Source organism: Streptomyces sp. NPDC014801, assembly GCF_043082085.1.
In the GTDB taxonomy this organism is placed as follows: Bacteria; Actinomycetota; Actinomycetes; order Streptomycetales; family Streptomycetaceae; genus Streptomyces.
The window spans coordinates 568,251-587,794 of the sequence record NZ_JBIBXG010000001.1; the positions used below are offsets into that span (position 1 = coordinate 568,251).

Sequence of the window (19,544 nt, forward strand, 5' to 3'; positions counted from 1 at the left end):
CGGCCCCGCCACCCCCGCGATCCGGGCCCCCGCCACCCCCGCGAACCCCCCCCCGCCACCCCCGGCAACCGCCCGACACCGCCCCCGAAAAACAGGCCTCCCCGCGCCCGACTGATCCGCTTATGTGACGTTTACAATGGATCTCACATCCTTGTGATCAGGATCACAGGAGGAGGCGTAAATGAGCACCCCGACCACCGATCAAGGAGCCATTGCGGACCCCGGCCCGCTCGGCCTCGCCGCCTTCGCCGCGACGACCTGCGTTCTCAGCACCTTCAACGCGAATCTCATCACCGACAAGAGCCTCATCGCGGTCGTCCTGCCGCTCGCGCTCTTCTACGGCGGACTCGCCCAACTCCTCGCCGGCATGTGGGAGTTCCGCAAGGGCAACACCTTCGGGGCCACCGCGTTCGGCTCCTTCGGCGCTTTCTGGCTGTCGTACGCCGCGTACGCGAAGTTCGTCGTACCGGGACTGCCGGCGGCCACCGCCAACCAGGCCACGGGCCTGTACCTGCTGGTGTGGGCGGTCTTCACGATCTACATGACGGTCGCCGCGACCCGCACGACGGGGGCGATCCTCGCCGTGTTCGTCACCCTGTCCGCGACGTTCGTCGTCCTGTGCGTCGCAGAGTTCGCGCAGTCGCCGAACACCGTCAAGGCCGGCGGCTGGCTGGGCCTGCTGACGGCCGTGTGCGCCTGGTACGCCTCCTTCGCCGGCGTCACCAACTCCACATACCACCGTGCCGTCATGCCGGTCTTCCCCAACCTCGGGGAGCGCCTGCGGCCGCACCGCACCCACCACGGCGGTCCGTTCGGAGCCCACGCATGACCGACCCAGGTGGCGAGACTCTCTCCAACCTGCTCCACGAGGAGCGACGGTTCCCGCCGCCCCCGGAGCTGGCCGACGCGGCGAACGCCACCGCGGCGGACTACGAACGCGCCGACGCCGACCGCCTCGCCTTCTGGGCCGAAGCGGCCGGCCGGCTGGACTGGGCACGGCCCTGGGACCAGGTGCTGGACTGGAGCCGTGCGCCGTTCGCCCGCTGGTTCACCGGCGGGCGCCTGAACGCGGCGTACAACTGCCTGGACCGGCACGTGGCGGCCGGTCTCGGGGAGCGGGTCGCCTTCCACTGGGAGGGCGAGCCGGGCGACACCCGCACGATCACCTACGCCGAGCTGACCGCCGAGGTCTGCCGGGCCGCCAACGCGCTGCAGGCGCTCGGCGTGCGGACCGGCGACCGGGTGGCGATCTACATGCCGATGATCCCGGAGACGGTGGTGGCGATGCTGGCCTGCGCCCGCATCGGCGCCCCGCACACCGTGGTCTTCGGCGGCTTCTCCGCCGAGGCGCTGCGCGGCCGGATCCTCGACTGCGACGCGCGCGTGGTGATCACGGCCGACGGCGGCTACCGCCGGGGCAAGCCGTCGGCACTGAAACCCGCCGTCGACGAGGCGCTGCGCGAATGCCCCGACGTCCGCGGCGTCCTGGTCGTCCGGCGCACCGGACAGGAGGTCGACTGGACCGACGGCCGGGACGTGTGGTGGCACGACCTGGTGGACGCACAGCCCTCCGAGCACGAGGCCGAGGCGTTCGACAGCGAACACCCGCTGTACATCATGTACACCTCCGGCACGACGGCCCGCCCCAAGGGCATCCTGCACACCACCGGCGGCTATCTCACCCAGGTCGCCTGGTCGCACTGGGCGGTGTTCGACATCAAACCGGAACGGGACGTGTTCTGGACGGCGGCGGACATCGGCTGGGTCACCGGCCACTCGTACATCGTCTACGGACCGCTGGCCAACGGCGTCACCTCCGTGATGTACGAGGGCACACCCGACACCCCGCACAAGGGACGCTGGTGGGAGATCGTCGAGAAGTACCGGGTGTCGATCCTCTACTGCGCCCCGACCGCGATCCGCACCTTCATGAAGTGGGGCGGGGAGGTCCCGGCCGAGTTCGACCTGACGTCGCTGCGCCTGCTGGGGTCGGTCGGCGAGCCGATCAACCCGGAGGCGTGGATCTGGTACCGCAAGCACATCGGTTCCGACCGCTGCCCGGTCGTGGACACCTGGTGGCAGACGGAGACCGGCGCCCAGATGATCAGCCCGCTGCCCGGGGTGAGCGTCTGCAAGCCGGGCTCGGCGCTGCGCCCCCTGCCCGGTGTCGCGGCCGACGTCGTCGACGACACGGGCAAGCCCGTGCCCGACGGCTCCGGCGGCTACCTCGTCCTGACCGAGCCGTGGCCCGCGATGCTGCGCACCATCTGGGGCGACGAGCAGCGGTACATCGACACCTACTGGTCGCGCTTCCCCGGGACGTACTTCGCGGGCGACGGCGCGAAGAAGGACGAGGACGGCGACATCTGGCTGCTCGGCCGGGTCGACGACGTCATGAACGTCTCCGGGCACCGCATCTCCACCACCGAGGTCGAATCCGCCCTCGTCTCCCACCCGAAGGTCGCGGAGGCGGCCGTCGTCGGCGCCACCGACGCGACGACCGGGCAGGGCGTCGTGGCCTTCGTCATCCTGCGCGGCGACGCGGGGGAGGCGGGTGAGCCGGGGGACGGCGGCGGGCCGGCCGGAGCGGAGGAGGTGGCCGCCGAACTGCGCGCCCACGTCGCCCGGGAGATCGGCCCGATCGCCCGGCCCCGGCAGATCCTGGTCGTCGCCGAACTCCCCAAGACCCGCTCCGGCAAGATCATGCGCCGTCTGCTGCGGGACGTCGCCGAGAACCGCGCGCTCGGTGACGTCACGACGCTCACGGACTCCTCCGTGATGGAGGAGATCCGGGACCGGCTGCCGTCGGCGGGCTCGGGCGGCTCGGGCGGCTCGGGCGGCGAAGAGGAGGCGTAGGCGCGACGCACACGACCCTGCCGCCGCCCGCCGCGCGGCCGGCGGCGGCGGGCCGGGACGGAAAACCGAAACTCGGCAGACGCGTAGGCGCCCGTTTGTCACACCCCCCGCTTACTGTCGAGACATGCCGTACGACGCGCAGGACACCGAACGCTGGGCCCCCGAACCCGAGAAACGCCCCGGCCGCACCGCGTTCCAACGCGACCGTGCCCGCGTCCTGCACAGCGCCGCCCTGCGCCGGCTCGCCGGCAAGACCCAGGTCGTCACCCCGGGCGGCGACGGCGCCCCGGCCTGGGACGCCAGCCCCCGCACGCGCCTGACCCACTCCCTGGAGTGCGCCCAGGTCGGCCGCGAACTGGGCGCGGCCCTCGGCTGCGACCCGGACCTCGTGGAGGCGGCCTGCCTCTCCCACGACCTCGGCCACCCGCCCTTCGGCCACAACGGCGAACAGGCGCTGAACGACTTCGCGCAGGACTGCGGCGGCTTCGAGGGCAACGCCCAGTCGCTGCGGCTGCTCACCCGCATCGAGCCCAAGCGGTTCACCGAGGAGGGCTCCGTCGGCCTCAACCTCACCCGCGCGGCCCTCGACGCCGCCACCAAGTACCCCTGGCCGCGCGGCGCCCACCCCACCGACCCGGCCTCGGTGAAGTTCGGGGTGTACGAGGACGACCGCCCGGTCTTCGACTGGGTCCGCAAGGAGGCCCCGGGCACCCGGCGTTGCTTCGAGGCGCAGGTCATGGACTGGTCCGACGACGTGGCGTACTCCGTGCACGACGTCGAGGACGGGCTGCACGCCGGTCACATCGACCCCGGCTGCCTGCACGCCGAGCCCGAGCGGCAGGACATCTTCCGCGTCGCGATCGGCCGTTATGTGCCGGCCGGCACCGACCCCGCGGAACTGGCGGCCGCGCTGGACCGGCTCCAGGACGAGGAGTGGTGGCCGCACGGCTACGACGGCACGGCCGTCGCGCAGGCCCGGCTGAAGGACGCCACCAGTCAGCTCATCGGCCGGTTCTGCCTGGCCGCCGAGGGCGCCACCCGGGAGGCGTACGGCGGCGGACGGCTCACCCGGTATGCGGCGGAGCTGGTGGTGCCGTGGGAGACCCGCCTGGAGTGCGCCGTGCTCAAGGCGGTCGCCGATCGGTACGTCATGCAGCGCGCCGAGCAGGAGCGGCTGCGCGCGGAGCAGCGTGTCGTCGTCACCGAGCTGGCCGAGCTGCTCACCTCGCGCGCCCCGGAGGGCCTGGACCCGCAGTTCCGCGCCCTGTTCGACGCGGCCGGCGACGACCGGGCGCGCAAACGGGTGATCGTCGACCAGATCGCCTCCCTCACCGACGCCTCGGCCTGTTCCCTTCACGCCAGGCTGACGAGACACACGTGACACTGGAGGCGCATGTGCCGTAGACACGCATCCCAGCGCACCCGAACGTGACCCTCCGTGGCCTGATCGGGTCACTCCCTCTTCCCCCATCACACTCCGTGCGGGACGCTCCCCTGTGGCGGCACCCTTACGAGGAGGCATCAAGTGGTCGACGCGGACCAGACATTCGTCATCGTCGGAGGCGGCCTGGCGGGCGCCAAGGCGGCCGAGACGCTCCGCGCGGAGGGCTTCACCGGGCGCGTGATACTGATCAGCGACGAGCGCGACCACCCCTACGAACGCCCGCCGCTGTCCAAGGGGTACCTCCTCGGCAAGCAGGAGCGCGACGCCGTCTTCGTGCACGAGCCGGCCTGGTACGCGCAGAACGACATCGAGCTGCACCTCGGCCAGACCGTCGACGCGATCGACCGGGGCGCGAAGACGGTCCGCTTCGGTGACGACGGCACCCTCGTGCACTACGACAAGCTGCTGCTGGCGACCGGCGCCGAGCCGCGCCGGCTGGACATCCCCGGCACCGGCCTGGCCGGCGTGCACCACCTGCGCCGCCTCGCGCACGCCGAGCGGCTCAAGCACGTGCTGGCCTCGCTCGGCCGGGACAACGGGCACCTGCTGATCGCCGGCGCCGGCTGGATCGGCCTGGAGGTCGCGGCGGCGGCCCGCGAGTACGGCGCGGAGGTCACGGTGATCGAGCCGGGGCCGACGCCGCTGCACGGCGCGCTCGGGCCCGAGCTGGGCAACGTGTTCGCGCAGCTGCACCGCGAGCACGGCGTCCGCTTCCACTTCGGGGTCCGGCTCACCGAGATCGTCGGCCAGGACGGCATGGTCCTCGCGGCCCGCACCGACGACGGCGAGGAGCACCCGGCGCACGACGTACTGGCGGCGATCGGCGCGGCCCCGCGCACCGCCCTGGCGGAGGCGGCCGGCCTGGAGATCGCCGACCGGGCGCACGGCGGCGGCGTCCTGGTGGACGAGCGGCTGCGCACCTCCGACCCGGACATCTTCGCCGCCGGCGACGTCGCCTCCTTCCCGCTGCCCCTCTTCGACGCCCGGCTGCGGGTGGAGCACTGGGCGAACGCGCTGAACGGCGGCCCGGCCGCGGCCCGCGCGATGCTCGGCAAGGACGTCACCTACGACCGGGTGCCCTACTTCTTCACCGACCAGTACGACCTGGGCATGGAGTACAGCGGCTGGGCGCCGCCGGGGTCGTACGACGAGGTCGTGATCCGCGGGGACGCGGGCAAGCGGGAGTTCATCGCGTTCTGGGTGAAGGAGGGGCGCGTCCTGGCGGGGATGAACGTGAACGTGTGGGATGTCACAGAGCCCATCCAGAAGCTGATCCGCTCGGGCACCGCCGTGGACCTGGAGGCCCTGGCCGACCCGCACGTCCCGCTGGACGGCCTCGCGTCCTGAGCATCGGGAGGGTCCCACCGGCCGTGCCGCGATTCCCGGGGGGGGGCGACCCCCGGACCCCCGGCCGGGAGCGGACGCCCCGGGAGTGTCGGTCCGGCCCCGTAGAATCTCCTCGTGGCAGGACGGATCAGAGACGAGGACGTGAAGGCGGTACGGGACGCGGTCCCGATCGACGCCGTCGTCTCCGAGTACCTCCAGCTGCGCAACGCAGGGGGCGGCAACCTCAAGGGCCTGTGCCCCTTCCACGACGAGAAGACGCCGTCCTTCCAGGTCAGCCCGAGCAAGGGACTCTTCCACTGCTTCGGCTGCCAGGAGGGCGGCGACACCATCGCCTTCGTGATGAAGGTCGACCACCTGACCTTCTCCGAGGCCGTCGAGCGCCTCGCCGGCCAGGCCGGCATCACCCTGCGCTACGAGGAGGGCGGTTACAACCCCGCCCACCAGCGGGGCGAACGCATCCGCCTGGTCGAGGCGCACAAGGTCGCCGCCGAGTGGTACGCCGAGCAGCTCGCCTCCAGCCCGGAGGCCGACGCCGGCCGGATCTTCCTCGCCGAACGCGGCTTCGACCAGAGCGCGGCCCTCCACTTCGGCGTCGGCTACAGCCCCCAGGGCTGGGACCACCTCGTGCGCTACCTGCGCGGCAAGGGCTTCAGCGACAAGGAACTGCTGCTGTCCGGCCTCGCCCAGGAGGGCCGCCGCGGCCCCATCGACCGCTTCCGCGGCCGCCTGATGTGGCCGATCCGCGACATCGGCGGCGACGTCGTCGGCTTCGGCGCCCGCAAGCTGTACGAGGCGGACAACGGCCCGAAGTACCTCAACACCCCCGACACCCCGATCTACCGCAAGTCCCAGGTGCTGTACGGCATCGACCTGGCGAAGAAGGAGATCGCGAAGTCCTCCCGCGCGGTCGTCGTCGAGGGCTACACCGACGTCATGGCCTGCCACCTGGCCGGCGTCACCACCGCCATCGCCACCTGCGGCACCGCCTTCGGCACCGACCACATCAAGATCCTGCGCCGCCTGCTGATGGACAACGGCTCGGCCCGCGTGATCTTCACCTTCGACGGCGACGCGGCCGGCCAGAAGGCGGCCCTGCGCGCCTTCGAGGACGACCAGAAGTTCGCCGCCGAGACCTACATCGCCATCGCGCCCGACGGCATGGACCCGTGCGAGCTGCGCCTGGTCAAGGGCGACGAGGCGGTCGCCGACCTGGTCGAACCGCGCACCCCGCTGTTCGAGTTCGCGCTGCGACAGATCGTCGCCCGCTACGACCTCGACACCCCCGCCGGACGTGCCGCCGCCCTGGACGAGGCCGCGCCGGTCGTCGCCCGGATCAAGAACACCGGCGCCCAGCACGAGGTCGCCGTCCAGCTCGCCGGCATGCTCGGCATCCTCGACACCCAGTTCGTCGTCAAGCGGGTCGCCCAGCTGGCCCGCTGGGCCCGCGACCGCGGCGGCAAGGGCCCCGCCCCGGCCGGCCAGCCGTCCGGGCAGCAGTGGGCGGCCACCTCGGGCCCGGCGTTCTCCGGCCCGGCCCTCACCCTGCGCAACCCCGTCTACGCCACCGAACGCGAACTGCTCAAGCTCGCCCTGCAGCGCCCCGAACTGGTCTCCCCGGCCTTCGACGCGTACGGCGTCGACGAGTTCACCGCCCCGCCCTACGCAGCCGTACGCCAGGCGATCCTGGACGCGGGCGGCGCCGAGCAGGGCGTCGCGGACCCGCAGGAGTACCTGGTCCGGGTCCGCGAGGCCGCCCCCGACGACCGCGTCCGCGCCATGGTGACGGAACTGGCCGTCGAGGCGATCCTGCGCCGCACCGTCGACGAGACCTACGCCGGCACGGTCCTGGTCACCGTCCGCCGCCGCGCGGTGGAGCGCCGCATCACCGAGATCCAGTCCCAGATGACCCGCCTCGCCGCCACCGGCGACCCCGCCGCCCAGGCCGCCGTCCAGAACGAACTCTGGGTCCTCCAACAGTACGACCAGGCCCTACGAGCCCACGGCGCCGCCGCCCTCTGACCGGCCGCGGCCCTACACCCAACCCTCTCGAGCCGCCCGCCCACGGACGCAGGCGTCACCTCCCGTCCCGGATCACCAGGGGAGCGGGCACCTCGATTTCCCAGGTGTGGTCAGCGCGCGGTCACGAGGCGGACGCAAAAAGTCATCGCACGACCCTCGTTTCGGCGATGTGTCGTACCCCACACTGGGGTGCGGTGCCTGAGTCCCCGGAGCGCGGCCGATCCGTCCCCCACGGGTCCCACACCCCCGCGATCCGCTCACCTCAGCAGCGATCACCCGTGGAGGTCGCCCCCGTGCAGACCCAGACCCTCATCCAGAACGACAGCGATACGGACGGCGCGGCAGCGGACGCGGAGGCCGGTCTTTTGGTCGCCGTCCCGCCGCAGGGCCCCGCCGCGCACCACCCCGAGGCCCTGCCCGAGCCCGCCGAACCGCCGGCCGAGGCCCTGGCGGAGGCCGAGGCGGAACCCGAGCCCGTGGAAGCCGAGCCCGTCGAGGCGGCCGTGCCCGCCCGGGCCGAGACCGGCGGGCCGTCCGCCGACCTGTTCCGCCAGTACCTGCGGGAGATCGGCCGCATCCCGCTGCTCACCGCCGCCGAGGAGGTCGAACTCGCCCGCCGTGTGGAGGCGGGCCTGTTCGCCGAGGAGAAGCTCGCCAACACCCCCGACCTGGACAGCCAGTTGGCCTACGACCTCGACCGGCTCGTGGTCCTCGGGCGGGTCGCCAAGCGGCGCCTGATCGAGGCCAACCTGCGTCTCGTCGTGTCCGTCGCCAAACGGTACGTCGGACGCGGGCTGACCATGCTCGACCTGGTGCAGGAGGGCAACCTCGGACTGATCCGGGCCGTGGAGAAGTTCGACTACGCCCGCGGCTACAAGTTCTCCACCTACGCCACCTGGTGGATCCGCCAGGCCATGTCCCGGGCGCTGGCGGACCAGGCCCGCACCATCCGCGTGCCCGTCCACGTCGTCGAACTCATCAACCGGGTCGTCCGCGTGCAGCGCCGCATGCTCCAGGAACGCGGATACGAACCCACCCCCGAGGAGGTCGCCGGCGAACTCGACCTGGCGCCCGAGCGGGTGAGCGAGGTGCTGCGGCTCGCGCAGGAACCCGTCTCGCTGCACGCCCCCGTCGGCGAGGAGGAGGACGTCGCCCTCGGCGACCTCATTGAGGACGGCGACGCCGCCTCCCCCGTGGAGTCCGCCGCGTTCCTGCTGCTGCGGGAGCACCTGGAGGCCGTGCTGTCCACGCTGGGAGAGCGCGAACGCAAGGTCGTCCAGCTGCGCTACGGCCTGCACGACGGCCGCCCGCGCACCCTGGAGGAGATCGGCCGCATCTTCGGCGTGACCCGCGAACGGATACGGCAGATCGAGTCCAAGACCCTCAACAAGCTGCGCGACCACGCCTACGCGGACCAGCTGAGGGGATACCTCGACTGAAGCCGGCGGGCCGCCCGGCACCCGGGCGACCCGCCGCGCGGTCGGTCGACCTCACGCGACCGCCTGCGCGGTCAGTCGACCTCCGCGACCGCCTGCGCGAACTGCGCCTGGTACAGCCGTGCGTACGCCCCGCCGGCCGCGAGCAGCTCGGCGTGCGAGCCCTGCTCCACGATCGCGCCGTTCTCCATCACCAGGATCGTGTCCGCGTCCCGGATCGTGGAGAGCCGGTGCGCGATCACGAACGACGTCCGCCCGTGCTGCAGCTTGGCCATCGCCTTCTGGATCAGCACCTCGGTCCGGGTGTCGACGGAGCTGGTCGCCTCGTCGAGCACCAGGATCACCGGGTCGGACAGGAACGCCCGCGCGATGGTGATCAGCTGCTTCTCACCGGCGGACACCCCCGAGCCCTCGTCGTCGATCACCGTGTCGTAGCCGTCGGGCAGCGTGCGCACGAACCGGTCGGCGTGCGCCGCCCGCGCCGCCTCCTCGATCTCCCCGCGGGTGACCTCGCGCCCGGAGCCGTACGCGATGTTCTCCGCGATCGTGCCGCCGAACAGCCAGGTGTCCTGCAGCACCATGCCGATCCCGGCGCGCAGCTCGTCCCGGGACATCCGCGCGATGTCGACGCCGTCCAGCGTGATCCGCCCGCCCGTCACGTCGTAGAACCGCATGAGCAGGTTGACCAGCGTGGTCTTGCCCGCGCCGGTGGGGCCGACGATGGCGACCGTCTGCCCGGGCTCCACCTTCAGCGACAGGTCCTCGATGAGCGGCTTGTCGGGGTCGTAGCGGAACTGCACGTGCTCCAGCTCCACCCGCCCGCGCAGCTCCGCGGGCTTCTCGGCCGGCACCGGGTCGGGCTGCTGCTCCTCCGCGTCCAGCAGCTCGAAGATCCGCTCCGCCGAGGCCACGCCCGACTGCACCAGGTTCGCCATGGACGCGACCTGCGTCAGCGGCATGGAGAACTGGCGGGAGTACTGGATGAACGCCTGCACGTCACCGATCGACAGCGCGCCCGAGGCGACCCGAAGACCACCGACGACCGCGACCAGCACATAGTTGATGTTCGACACGAACATCATCAGCGGCTGCATGATCCCGCTGTTGAACTGCGCCTTGAACCCGGCCTCGTACAGCGCCTCGTTCTGCTCGGCGAACTGCTGCGCCGACTCCTGCTGGCGGCCGAACACCTTCACCAGGGTGTGCCCGGTGTACATCTCCTCGATGTGCGCGTTCAGCTTGCCCGTGGTGCGCCACTGCTGCACGAAGTTCGGCTGCGACCGCTTGCCGACGCGCGTGGCGACCACGAACGACAGCGGCACGGTCACCAGCGCGACCAGCGCCAGGATCCAGGAGACGTAGAACATCATCGCCAGCACGCCGATGATCGTCAGCAGCGAGTTGATGAGCTGCCCCATCGACTGCTGCAGCGTCTGCCCGATGTTGTCGATGTCGTTGGTCGCCCGGGACAGCACCTCGCCGCGCTGCCGCTTGTCGAAGTACGACAGCGGAAGCCGCGACAGCTTCGTCTGCACGTCCTCGCGCAGCCGGAACATGGTGCGGTTCACCGCCCGGTTCACCAGCCGCGTCGCCACCGCCATCAGCAGACCGGCGATCAGGAAGACGCCGAGCGCGAGCAGCAGGACGTTGCCGACCGCGCCGAAGTCGATGCCCTTGCCGGGCGTGAAGTCGGTGCCGCTGAGCATGTCGGCGATCCCGCCCTGGCCGCGCGCCCGCATCGAGTCCAGGACCTGTTCCTTGGTCGCCCCGGCCGGCATGCGCCGCCCGATGATCCCGGCGAACACCAGGTCGGTGGCCCTGCCGAGGATCTTCGGGCCGATCACGTTCAGCCCGACGCTGACCACCACGCACGCCAGCAGCGCGTAGATGGTGACCCGCTCCGGCTTGAACTGGGACACCAGCCGTCTGCCCGAGTTCTTGAAGTCCAGCGAACGGTTGTCGGGGCCGCCCCCGGCCATCATCCGCCCCATCGGCCCCGCCATCAGGCAGCCTCCGCTTCCGTCAGCTGGGAGAGCACGATCTCCCGGTAGGTCTCGTTGTCCGCCATCAGCTGCGCGTGGGTGCCCGAACCGACGACCCGGCCCTCGTCGAGGACGACGATCCGGTCGGCGTCCCGGATGGTCGCCACCCGCTGGGCGACGATCACCACGGTCGCCTCGGCGGTCTCCTCGGCGAGCGCGGCGCGCAGGGCCGCGTCGGTGGCGTAGTCGAGCGCGGAGAAGGAGTCGTCGAACAGGTAGATCTCCGGCCGCTGCACCAGGGTGCGGGCGATCGCCAGCCGCTGGCGCTGACCGCCGGAGACATTGGTGCCGCCCTGCGCGATCGGGGCCTGGAGGCCGCCCTCCAGCCGGGTGACGAAGTCCTTGGCCTGCGCCACCTCCAGCGCGTGCCATAGCTCCTCGTCGGTGGCGTCCGGATTGCCGTAGCGCAGGTTGGAGGCCACGGTCCCGGCGAACAGGTACGGCTTCTGCGGCACCAGGCCGACCGTGCGCGCCAGCAGCCGCGGCTCGATCTCGCGCACGTCCACGCCGTCCACGAGCACCTCGCCGTCGGTGGCGTCGAACAGCCGCGGCACCAGCCCGAGCAGCGTCGACTTGCCGCTGCCGGTCGAGCCGATCACGGCGGTCACCTCGCCGGGCCGCGCGACCAGGTCGATCGCCTTCAGCACCGGCTCCTCGGCGCCCGGGTAGCGGAAGCCGGCCGCGCGGATCTCCAGGTGCCCGTGCCGGCGCAGCTCGGTGACCGGCGCGTGCGGCGGCACCACGCTGGAGGAGGTGTCCAGGACCTCCTGGATGCGCTCGGCGCACACCTCCGCGCGCGGCACCATCATGAACATGAAGGTGGCCATCATCACGGACATGACGATCTGCATCAGATAGGCGAGGAACGCCGTCAGGTCGCCGATCTGCATCCCGCCGCTGTCGATGCGGTGCGCGCCGAACCACACCACGGCGATCGACGACAGGTTCACCACCGTCATGACCATCGGGAACATCAGCGCGAGCAGGTTGCCGGTGCCGAGCGCCACCCGCGTCAGATCCGTGTTGGCCTTCCGGAAGCGCTCCTGCTCGTACTCGTCGCGCACGAAGGCGCGGATGACCCGGTTGCCGGTGATCTGCTCGCGCAGCACCCGGTTCACCGTGTCCAGCCGCACCTGCATCGAGCGGAACAGCGGCCGCAGCCGGCGCACGATCAGCGTCACGCAGATCGCCAGCACCGGCACCACCGCGACCAGCACCCCGGACAGCGGGACGTCCAGACCGAGCGCCAGCACGATGCCGCCCACGCACATGATGGGCGCCGACACCATCAGGGTGAACGTCATCAGGGCCAGCATCTGGACCTGCTGCACGTCGTTCGTCGTACGGGTGATGAGCGAGGGCGCGCCGAAGTGACCGACCTCACGCGCCGAGAAGGACTGCACCCGGTCGAAGACGGCACCGCGCACGTCCCGGCCGAGCGCGGAGGCGGTGCGCGCACCGAAGTACACGGCGCCGATGTTGCACACGACCTGCGCCAGCGAGATGCCGACCATCAGGCCGCCGTGGCCGAGGATGTAGCCGGTGTCGCCGCTCACGACACCGTTGTCGATGATGTCCGCGTTCAGGGTGGGCAGGTACAAGGTGGCGCAGGTCTGCAGGAACTGCAGCCCCACCAGCAGGGCGATGGGTTTCTTGTAGGGCCTCAGATAGGCCCGCAGAAGTCGTATGAGCACGCTGGGTTCTCTCGGAGTCGGCGTCAGGGGCACGTCGGTTGCCCGTGGCCCCTATCGTCGGACACTCCACCCGCGTTACCTCAACCGATTAACCCGAACCGGCGGGCCTCACGGCCGCAGAGCCCCCGGGTGGGTCTGCTCCCGGACCGACACGTACTGCTGGCGCACCGCCTGGCCCACCGCCAGGTCCTCGCCGGCCTCCAGCACCTGCGCCGCCGCGCCCTGCCAGGCCGGCGGGGTGCGCGGGTCCAGGGTGCCCTGCGACACGCCGAGCGCCCACGCGGCCTGCCGCGCCGCGCCGATCGCCGCGTAGTCCGCCGGCTGCGGTACGACGACCTGCGCGCCGAACAGCGACGGCGCCGCCGCCTGCACCGCGGGCAGCCCGGCCGCCGGGCCCAGCAGGAAGATCCGCCGCACCTCCACGCCCCGGCCGCGCAGCACGTCCAGCGCGTCCGCGAGCCCGCACAGCATGCCCTCGAACGCCGCCCGCGCCAGGTGCTCCGGCTTCATCGACTCCCGCCGCAGCCCCGCGAGGGTGCCCGCGGTGTGCGGCAGGTGGGGCGTGCGCTCACCCTCCAGATAGGGCAGCAGCACCAGCCCGTGCGCGCCCGGCGTCGACTTCATCGCCAGGTCGGACAGGCTCTCCAGATCCGGCAGCCCGAGCAGTTCGGCGGTGCCGCGCAGGGCCCGCACGGCGTTGAGGGTGGTGACGACGGGCAGGTGCATGCCGGTCGCGTCGGCCAGCGAGGTGATCATCCCGGTGCTGTCGACGAGCGCCTCGGGGTGCACGGCCATCACCGACCCCGACGCGCCGAGCGACACCACCGCGTCCCCGAGCCCGATGCCGAGCCCGAACGCGGCGGCCATCGTCTCGCCGGTGCCGGCCGAGATCAGCAGCCCCTCCGGTGTCGTACCGGCCGCCTCGGCGGGGCCGATGACCTCCGGCAGCGCCGCCTGGTGACCGAGCGCCAGCTCGACCAGGTCGGGCCGGTAGGCGCCGCCGGCCGCCGACCAGTACCCGGTGCCGGAGGCACCGCCCCGGTCGGTGGTCCGACGCACCGGACGGCCCAGCAGCTGCCACACCAGCCAGTCGTGGGCCTGCATCAGCATCGAGGTGCGCCGTGCGTTGTCCGGCTCGCTGCGGGCCAGCCAGCGCAGCTTGGTCACCGGCTGCGCGGCCTGCGGGACACAGCCGACGGCCTGCGCCCACGCCTCGCGCCCGCCGAGCGCGTCGATCAGATCGGCCGCGGCGACCTGCGCCCGCTTGTCGCCGCCGACCAGCGCCGGGCGCACGGTGGCGCCCTGCGCGTCCAGCGGGATCAGGGCGTTCTGCTGCGCGGAGACACCGATGGCCTGCACGCCTTCGAGGAGACCGCCGCCGGCCGCCTCCCCGAGGGAGAGCAGCCAGGCCTGGGGGTCGACGTCACTGGGGCGGCCGGCGCCGGCCGGCGGCTCGACCGGGTGCGGGGCGTATCCCTGGCGCAGCACCGCGCCCGTGTCCGTGTCGCAGACGACGATGCGCGTGAAGTCCGGTGAGCTGTCCAAGCCGGCGACTATCCCCATGACCTCAGATTGTGCCGTAGCGCTGCGCCGGCTCGGGCCCGGGGCGCCTTATCGCCGTGGGGGGCTTTTCGGGAGCGGCGGATGCGGGTGCTGGGGGGTTGCTCGCGCGGTTCCCCGCGCCCCTGACGGTGCCGTCCTGCCCGGCGTCCACAGGCGCAGCGCGTCCACGTCGTCCTTACGTGTTGCTGGTGCCCCAGTCGTCCGTCGAGGTGCCGCCGTTGTGGGCGCTGCGGTCGCGCAGGGCCTTGACGCGGTGGGCGACGGAGTCGGGGACGTGGACGCGGTCGCCCACCTTGTCGCTGACCACGTGGTACGCCTTGCCGGCGAACTGGCGGCCCTGCTGGGCGGCGGACTCGGCGGTGTTGCGCACGGCCGGGTTCTGCGCGAGCTGCTGCGCGGACTTCTTCAGCTGCTCGTAGCGTTCGCGTCCGGCCTTCGTGCCCAGCACGTAACCCAGGGCGAGTCCGGCGACGAACGTGAGCCGGTAGCGCATGGCGGCCACCCTTCCTCGTGTCGGTCCTGCGGTGCGGCGTCGGCGCCAGGGGATACCGATTGGCGGAGCACCCCCCTGCTTGCGCTAATGTATGTGTCGCAGCGAGCGGGCGCCCCCTGGCGAATACCCCGGGAGGTCCGTTCGATGCGAACGAGGCATTCCTCCGTAGCTCAATTGGCAGAGCAGCCGGCTGTTAACCGGCAGGTTACTGGTTCGAGTCCAGTCGGGGGAGCTCGGTCCTCCGTAGCTCAATTGGCAGAGCAGCCGGCTGTTAACCGGCAGGTTACTGGTTCGAGTCCAGTCGGGGGAGCATGCTGAACGAGGACCCCGAAGGGGTCCTTTTTCATTGCGGTGGGAACCGTGCGCGCGGGGACGAGGTCCTCATCGATGTGACGTGGTCGCGGCGGGCAGGCGAAGGCGCCCCTGCGGAGCAGGAGATCGTATGAGCGGCTATGCTGCGGCACACGGCGCGTACACGTGTACGCGACACGCCGCTATGGGGCGGTAGCTCAGCCGGTTAGAGCAGCGGACTCATAATCCGTCGGCCGTGGGTTCGAGTCCCACCCGCCCCACCAGCACACCTCTGCAGAAGCGTTTCCAGCTGCGGCAACGCAAGGATGAGGGCCGCCCCGCGCACCGGGCGGCCCTTTGTCGTTCCCGCGTCCTCGCCTGTCGCCGGCTGGTGTGCTCCCGTCGCTCCTACGGCTCAGCCGCCGGTGTCGGCCGGGGGCGTCACCTCGGTGTCGTCGTCGCGTTCACCCTCCGCCTGGGACGGTGTGGTCTGCGGGTCGGTCGGCTCGTCGGTCGCGTCGTATCCCTCGCGCTCGCCCTCGGCCTGGGACGGGGTGGGTTCGGTGGTCATGGCTGCCTCCCGGGTCCGTCGGTCGGCCACCGAGTACCCCGGGGGGTCACCCGCCCACACGGGCGTCACCCCCGATGCCGGGACAGGGCCGTGCGCAGCGCCGTGCGGACCTGCGCCGGCGGGGGAGCGCCCCGCGTGCCCGACGTGAGCAGCGTGGCCACCGTGCGCAGCTTCGTGTTGGACAGCTGGGACGTCTCCCGCAGGATCGTCCACGCCTCCTGGGACGTGCAGCCGTGCGCGGCCATCAGCATCCCGCGCGCCTGGTCGATCACCGGCCGGGAGACGATCGCGTGCCGCAGCTGCGCGATCTCCTCCTCCAGCACCCGCACCCGCTCCTCGCGCTCCAGCGCCACCGCCGACGTGGTGCGCGGCGCCCGCTCGTCCCGCTCGCCGGCCCCGTGGGCGGCGCTGCGCAGCGGCTCGGCGGTGTCCAGGCCCGCCAGCTCCAGGATGCGGCGCGGCTGGCCCTGCCAGTGCGCGGTGCGCACGGCGAGCGCGTGGCGGTGACGGTGGTCGTCGAGCAGGTCCAGGAAGGCGAGCCCCGCCGTGTCCATGAAGTGCACGCCGGACATGTCCAGCTCGATCTCCCGCACCCCCGCGGGCAGCTCCTCCAGCGTCCGGGCCAGGACCCGGGCGCAGCCGTGGACCAGTTCCCCGCGTGGTCGCAGCACGGCCCGGTCCCCCTCGACCCGGACCTCGACGGCCGGCGTGGTCAGCTGCCCGGCCAGGGGCGGCCGGGTCGTGTCGGTGAGGTCGTCTGCGCCCTGGTGGTCTGCGGCGGTCGTCACGGCGTCGTCTGCCCCCTGTGCTGTGCGTGCGGGTGCGGTCAGGTGTGGTCGTCGCGGTGTCCCGCGGGCCTGCGAGGCGCGCGGGCTGCCGTGCCGCCGGGCTGCGCCTGCCCGGCGGGCCGCCCGGGTACACCTCACCCGCACGGCCGGGTCCCGGCATGGCCGCGCGGTGGAGGGGTAGACGCTGATCGTCGAAGAGGGAGGCGGGTGTGGAGAGCCGGTACCGGGCGCCGGCCCCGTCCGTCGAGGCGGCGCCGGCGCTGACGCTGTCCCCGCTGTGCGGCCGTTCCGGCCTGCGCGCGGCGGGCGAGATCAGCCTGGGAACGCGGGGAGCGTGGGAACAGGCCCTGGAAGTCGTGCTGTGCGAGGACGATGATGTGTACTACCTGGAACTGTCCGCGGTGACGTTCGCCGACGTCGCCGGGGTCGGTGCACTCGCCGCCGCCGCCCAGCGTCTTCCCGACGGGCGGCGGCTCGTGCTGCACCGGCCGCCGACCGTGGTGTGCAGGGTGCTGGAGATGTTCTGGCCCGGAATTCCGGCGATCGAGGTGTCGATGTCATGAGTACGACCGAGGCGTACGCCCCCGTCGACCCCTTCGCGCACCCGGCCCTCTTCTACCGCGACGCCCGGGAGTACGTCGAGGGCACCGTCCCCTTCGTCCGGGCCGGGCTGGAGGCCGGCGAGCCCGTCGCCGTCGCCGTCCCCGGCGAGAACCTGCGGCTGATCCGCGAGGAGCTGGGCGACGACGCCCACCGGGTGCGGCTGCTGGACATGCGCGAGGCCGGACGCAACCCCGGCCGGATCATCCCCGGGGTGCTGCGCGCCTTCGCCGACGCCCAGCCGGCCGGACGCCGGGTGCGGATCATCGGCGAGCCGATCTGGGCCGGCCGCAGCGCCACCGAGTACCCGGCGTGCGTCCAGCACGAGGCGCTGATCAACGAGGCGTTCCGGGGCCGGGAGGCGACGATCCTGTGCCCCTACGACGTCGCCCGGCTGCCGGAGCGGACGCTCGCCGACGCCTACGCCACCCACCCGACCGTGATCCGGACCGGCACCCCCGGGGAGCACGCCAGCCACGCCTACGCCCCCGCGGACGTCGTCGCCCGCTACAACGAACCGCTGCCGCCCGCACCCGACGGGGAGCCCTTCGCCTTCGGCCGGGCCACGCTCTCGGCCGCCCGGCACCACGCCGTCGGCACGGGCGCCCGGCTGGGCCTGGAGGGGGTGCGGCTGGACGACATGGCGCTGGTGGCGGCCGAGTTGAGCACCAACAGCGTGGTGCACGGCGGGGGCGGCGGCACCCTGCGGGTGTGGGCCGAGGACGGGCACGTGGTGTGCGAGGTGCACGACGCCGGGCGGCTCACCGATCCGCTCGCCGGACGCCGTCCCGTCCCGCGCGACCAGCGCGGCGGCCGCGGGCTGCTGCTGGTGAACCTGGTCAGCGACCTGGTGCGGGTGCACACCGGCGAGGACGGCACCACGATCCGCGCCTACCTGGCCCGCTGACACCGGCCGCCCGCTTCCGAAGGGCCGCCCTCCGCTCCGGACCGGCTCGGCCCTCCGGGCGCTCGCTCAGCTCGGGGCCGGGCGCCCGCCCGGGCCGGCTCCGCTCGGCGTCGGCTCGCCCTCCGGGCTCGCACTCTTGGCGACTGCGGGAGACTGCCGCCCGCCGGGCGCGCATGGTGAGACGGCCGCCCGCCGGGCTCGCATCACTGGGGCAGCCCGGCCGCCGGGCTTGCAGCTCTGGACCGCCCGCCCGTCGGGCTCGCAGCACTGGGGTCGCCCCTCCGCCGGGCTCGTTCCGCTGAGGGCCGCCCCCCGGAGCGTGCCCGCTCAGGTGGCCAGCGGGTCCAGGTGGAGCGGTTCGATACGGCCCTCCAGCATCGCCCCGAGGCCCTGCGCGGCGCAGATGTCGGGACGGTCGGCGATGTGCACCGGCATCCCGGTGAACGAGCGCAGCATCTGGTCGAAGCCGGGCAGCAGCGCGGAGCCGCCGACCATCATGATCCCCCGGTCCGCGAGGTCGGCGACCAGGTCGGGCGGGCAGTCCCGCAGCACCTTGCCGATCCCGTCGAGGACGGCCGTCAGCGGCGTCTGGATCGCGTCCCGTACGGCGGCGGTGTCGATGCGGACGCTGCGGGCGAGCCCGGTGGCCACGTCCCGGCCGTGGATCTCGGTGGACTCCGGGCCGTGCGGGGTGAGCCCGTTGCCGGACAGGGCGAGCTGCAGCGGCCGTACGGACTGACTGGGCAGCATCAGCTCGTGCTCGTGCCGCAGATGCTGCACGATCGCGTGGTCCACGGCCTCGCCGCCGACCGGGATGCGTTCGGCGGTGACGATGGAGCCGAGGGAGAGCACCGCCACCTGGGTGGCCGCCGCGCCGCACACCATGATCATGGTGGCCTCGGCCCGCTCCACCGGCAGCCCGCAGCCGACCGCCGCGGCGATGAGGGTGTCGACCAGCTCCACCCGCCGCGCGCCCAGCCCCACCAGCGTCTCGATCGCGGCGCGCTGGGCCAGCGGGTCGGCGTCGTGCGGGGTGCAGGCGGCGGCGCGCAGGAACGGCTTGCGGCGCAGCTGGCGGCGGATCTTGTCGCCGAGCAGATGCCGCAGCATGCGCTGCGCCATCTCGATGTCGACGACGGTGCCGCCGGAGACCGGCCGCACCACCCGGATGTAGTCGGGCGTACGGCCCGTCATCTTCTCGGCGAACTCGCCGACCGCGATCAGCGCGCCGGTACGGGTGTTGACGGCGGCGGCGGAGGGCTGGTCGACGACGAGCCCGGCGCCCTTGACGTAGACGCGGGTGCGGGCGGCACCCAGGTCGACGGCGAAGTGGCAGCGGCGCAGCTGCTCCAGACTGGCGGTCATGGCTGGCGGTTCCTCCCGAGAATGGCGGCCTGCTTCGCATCCTGCGGGGGCGAGAGGGGCACCGCTTGCTGGAGGGGGCCGGGCGGGGCGCCGCTGAACGGGTGCAATGACGCGAGGGTGCGCAGGGG

15 protein-coding genes and 3 tRNA genes are annotated in these 19,544 nt (G+C 72.6%); 11 read left to right on the top strand and 7 right to left on the bottom strand.

Going from position 1 to position 19,544, the window contains the following annotated elements; translation table 11 throughout:
• Nucleotides 1-181 precede the first annotated feature (181 nt).
• The 6 genes from ACF1AL_RS02470 to ACF1AL_RS02495 all read left to right on the top strand — a co-directional run bounded on the left by ACF1AL_RS02470 (nucleotide 182) and on the right by ACF1AL_RS02495 (nucleotide 9,105).
• Nucleotides 182-829, top strand: a complete 648-nt coding sequence (locus ACF1AL_RS02470; RefSeq protein ID WP_384209043.1) for an acetate uptake transporter — start codon at nucleotides 182-184, stop codon at nucleotides 827-829.
• Complete coding sequence (gene acs / locus ACF1AL_RS02475) at nucleotides 826-2,856, top strand: acetate--CoA ligase (protein ID WP_391819161.1); 2,031 nt, start codon at nucleotides 826-828, stop codon at nucleotides 2,854-2,856. The genes ACF1AL_RS02470 and acs overlap by 4 nt, the downstream gene beginning before the upstream one ends.
• A gap of 124 nt (nucleotides 2,857-2,980) precedes the next feature.
• Nucleotides 2,981-4,237 carry a deoxyguanosinetriphosphate triphosphohydrolase gene (locus ACF1AL_RS02480; protein WP_386419344.1) on the top strand — a complete coding sequence of 419 codons (1,257 nt, stop codon included), beginning with the start codon at nucleotides 2,981-2,983 and terminating at the stop codon, nucleotides 4,235-4,237.
• Between the two features lie 144 nt (nucleotides 4,238-4,381).
• Complete coding sequence (locus ACF1AL_RS02485) at nucleotides 4,382-5,647, top strand: NAD(P)/FAD-dependent oxidoreductase (protein ID WP_391695014.1); 1,266 nt, start codon at nucleotides 4,382-4,384, stop codon at nucleotides 5,645-5,647.
• 114 nt (nucleotides 5,648-5,761) lie between these two features.
• Complete coding sequence (dnaG, locus tag ACF1AL_RS02490; RefSeq protein ID WP_391825359.1) at nucleotides 5,762-7,666, top strand: DNA primase; 1,905 nt, start codon at nucleotides 5,762-5,764, stop codon at nucleotides 7,664-7,666.
• Nucleotides 7,667-7,860: 194 nt separating this feature from the next.
• Complete coding sequence (locus ACF1AL_RS02495) at nucleotides 7,861-9,105, top strand: RNA polymerase sigma factor (RefSeq protein WP_386583187.1); 1,245 nt, start codon at nucleotides 7,861-7,863, stop codon at nucleotides 9,103-9,105.
• 71 nt (nucleotides 9,106-9,176) lie between these two features.
• On the opposite strand, the gene ACF1AL_RS02500 is transcribed toward ACF1AL_RS02495, so the two are convergent.
• From ACF1AL_RS02500 to ACF1AL_RS02515, 4 genes are all read right to left on the bottom strand, one after another.
• Entirely contained in the window at nucleotides 9,177-11,105 is a 1,929-nt protein-coding gene (locus tag ACF1AL_RS02500) for an ABC transporter ATP-binding protein (protein WP_386915894.1), read from the bottom strand.
• Entirely contained in the window at nucleotides 11,105-12,838 is a 1,734-nt protein-coding gene (locus ACF1AL_RS02505; RefSeq protein WP_391825360.1) for an ABC transporter ATP-binding protein, read from the bottom strand. The genes ACF1AL_RS02500 and ACF1AL_RS02505 overlap by 1 nt, the downstream gene beginning before the upstream one ends.
• A gap of 108 nt (nucleotides 12,839-12,946) precedes the next feature.
• Nucleotides 12,947-14,401: an FGGY family carbohydrate kinase gene (locus ACF1AL_RS02510; RefSeq protein ID WP_391695021.1), complete on the bottom strand. Its 1,455-nt coding sequence runs from the start codon at nucleotides 14,399-14,401 to the stop codon at nucleotides 12,947-12,949.
• Between the two features lie 175 nt (nucleotides 14,402-14,576).
• Nucleotides 14,577-14,894, bottom strand: coding sequence for a YtxH domain-containing protein (locus ACF1AL_RS02515; protein WP_366834659.1), 318 nt, complete (start codon nucleotides 14,892-14,894; stop codon nucleotides 14,577-14,579).
• Between the two features lie 159 nt (nucleotides 14,895-15,053).
• Here ACF1AL_RS02515 and ACF1AL_RS02520 point away from each other — a divergent pair.
• The 3 genes from ACF1AL_RS02520 (at nucleotide 15,054) to ACF1AL_RS02530 (ending at nucleotide 15,469) form a co-directional block, all read left to right on the top strand.
• Nucleotides 15,054-15,126, top strand: a tRNA-Asn gene (locus tag ACF1AL_RS02520).
• A 5-nt stretch (nucleotides 15,127-15,131) separates the two neighbouring features.
• A tRNA-Asn gene (locus ACF1AL_RS02525) sits at nucleotides 15,132-15,204 on the top strand.
• A 188-nt stretch (nucleotides 15,205-15,392) separates the two neighbouring features.
• Nucleotides 15,393-15,469 (top strand) — tRNA-Ile (locus ACF1AL_RS02530).
• A gap of 131 nt (nucleotides 15,470-15,600) precedes the next feature.
• On the opposite strand, the gene ACF1AL_RS02535 is transcribed toward ACF1AL_RS02530, so the two are convergent.
• Nucleotides 15,601-15,756 carry a hypothetical protein gene (locus ACF1AL_RS02535; RefSeq protein WP_366834660.1) on the bottom strand — a complete coding sequence of 52 codons (156 nt, stop codon included), beginning with the start codon at nucleotides 15,754-15,756 and terminating at the stop codon, nucleotides 15,601-15,603.
• Nucleotides 15,757-15,821: 65 nt separating this feature from the next.
• A complete protein-coding gene (locus ACF1AL_RS02540; RefSeq protein WP_391825361.1) occupies nucleotides 15,822-16,544 on the bottom strand; it encodes an ANTAR domain-containing protein in 723 nt (240 codons plus the stop codon).
• 209 nt (nucleotides 16,545-16,753) lie between these two features.
• Between ACF1AL_RS02540 and ACF1AL_RS02545 the strand changes: the two genes are divergently transcribed.
• Both ACF1AL_RS02545 and ACF1AL_RS02550 read left to right on the top strand, forming a co-directional pair.
• On the top strand, nucleotides 16,754-17,107 hold the full coding sequence (locus ACF1AL_RS02545) for an STAS domain-containing protein (RefSeq protein WP_366834661.1): 354 nt from the start codon (nucleotides 16,754-16,756) through the stop codon (nucleotides 17,105-17,107).
• Nucleotides 17,104-18,051 (top strand): anti-sigma factor RsbA family regulatory protein, encoded by a 948-nt coding sequence (locus ACF1AL_RS02550; protein WP_391825362.1) that lies wholly within the window; start codon nucleotides 17,104-17,106, stop codon nucleotides 18,049-18,051. The genes ACF1AL_RS02545 and ACF1AL_RS02550 overlap by 4 nt, the downstream gene beginning before the upstream one ends.
• Before the next feature lie 327 nt (nucleotides 18,052-18,378).
• On the opposite strand, the gene ACF1AL_RS02555 is transcribed toward ACF1AL_RS02550, so the two are convergent.
• Nucleotides 18,379-19,416, bottom strand: a complete 1,038-nt coding sequence (locus tag ACF1AL_RS02555; RefSeq protein WP_366834663.1) for a rod shape-determining protein — start codon at nucleotides 19,414-19,416, stop codon at nucleotides 18,379-18,381.
• Nucleotides 19,417-19,544: the final 128 nt, after the last annotated feature.

Bases quoted from the DNA above. Each gene is read 5' to 3' on its own strand.
- ACF1AL_RS02470 (WP_384209043.1), top strand. From the start codon at position 182: ATGAGCACCCCGACCACCGATCAAGGAGCCATTGCGGACCCCGGCCCG.
- acs (WP_391819161.1), top strand. From the start codon at position 826: ATGACCGACCCAGGTGGCGAGACTCTCTCCAACCTGCTCCACGAGGAG.
- ACF1AL_RS02480 (WP_386419344.1), top strand. From the start codon at position 2,981: ATGCCGTACGACGCGCAGGACACCGAACGCTGGGCCCCCGAACCCGAG.
- ACF1AL_RS02500 (WP_386915894.1), bottom strand. From the start codon at position 11,105: ATGGCGGGGCCGATGGGGCGGATGATGGCCGGGGGCGGCCCCGACAAC.
- ACF1AL_RS02510 (WP_391695021.1), bottom strand. From the start codon at position 14,401: ATGGGGATAGTCGCCGGCTTGGACAGCTCACCGGACTTCACGCGCATC.
- ACF1AL_RS02515 (WP_366834659.1), bottom strand. From the start codon at position 14,894: ATGCGCTACCGGCTCACGTTCGTCGCCGGACTCGCCCTGGGTTACGTG.
- ACF1AL_RS02535 (WP_366834660.1), bottom strand. From the start codon at position 15,756: ATGACCACCGAACCCACCCCGTCCCAGGCCGAGGGCGAGCGCGAGGGA.
- ACF1AL_RS02550 (WP_391825362.1), top strand. From the start codon at position 17,104: ATGAGTACGACCGAGGCGTACGCCCCCGTCGACCCCTTCGCGCACCCG.
- ACF1AL_RS02555 (WP_366834663.1), bottom strand. From the start codon at position 19,416: ATGACCGCCAGTCTGGAGCAGCTGCGCCGCTGCCACTTCGCCGTCGAC.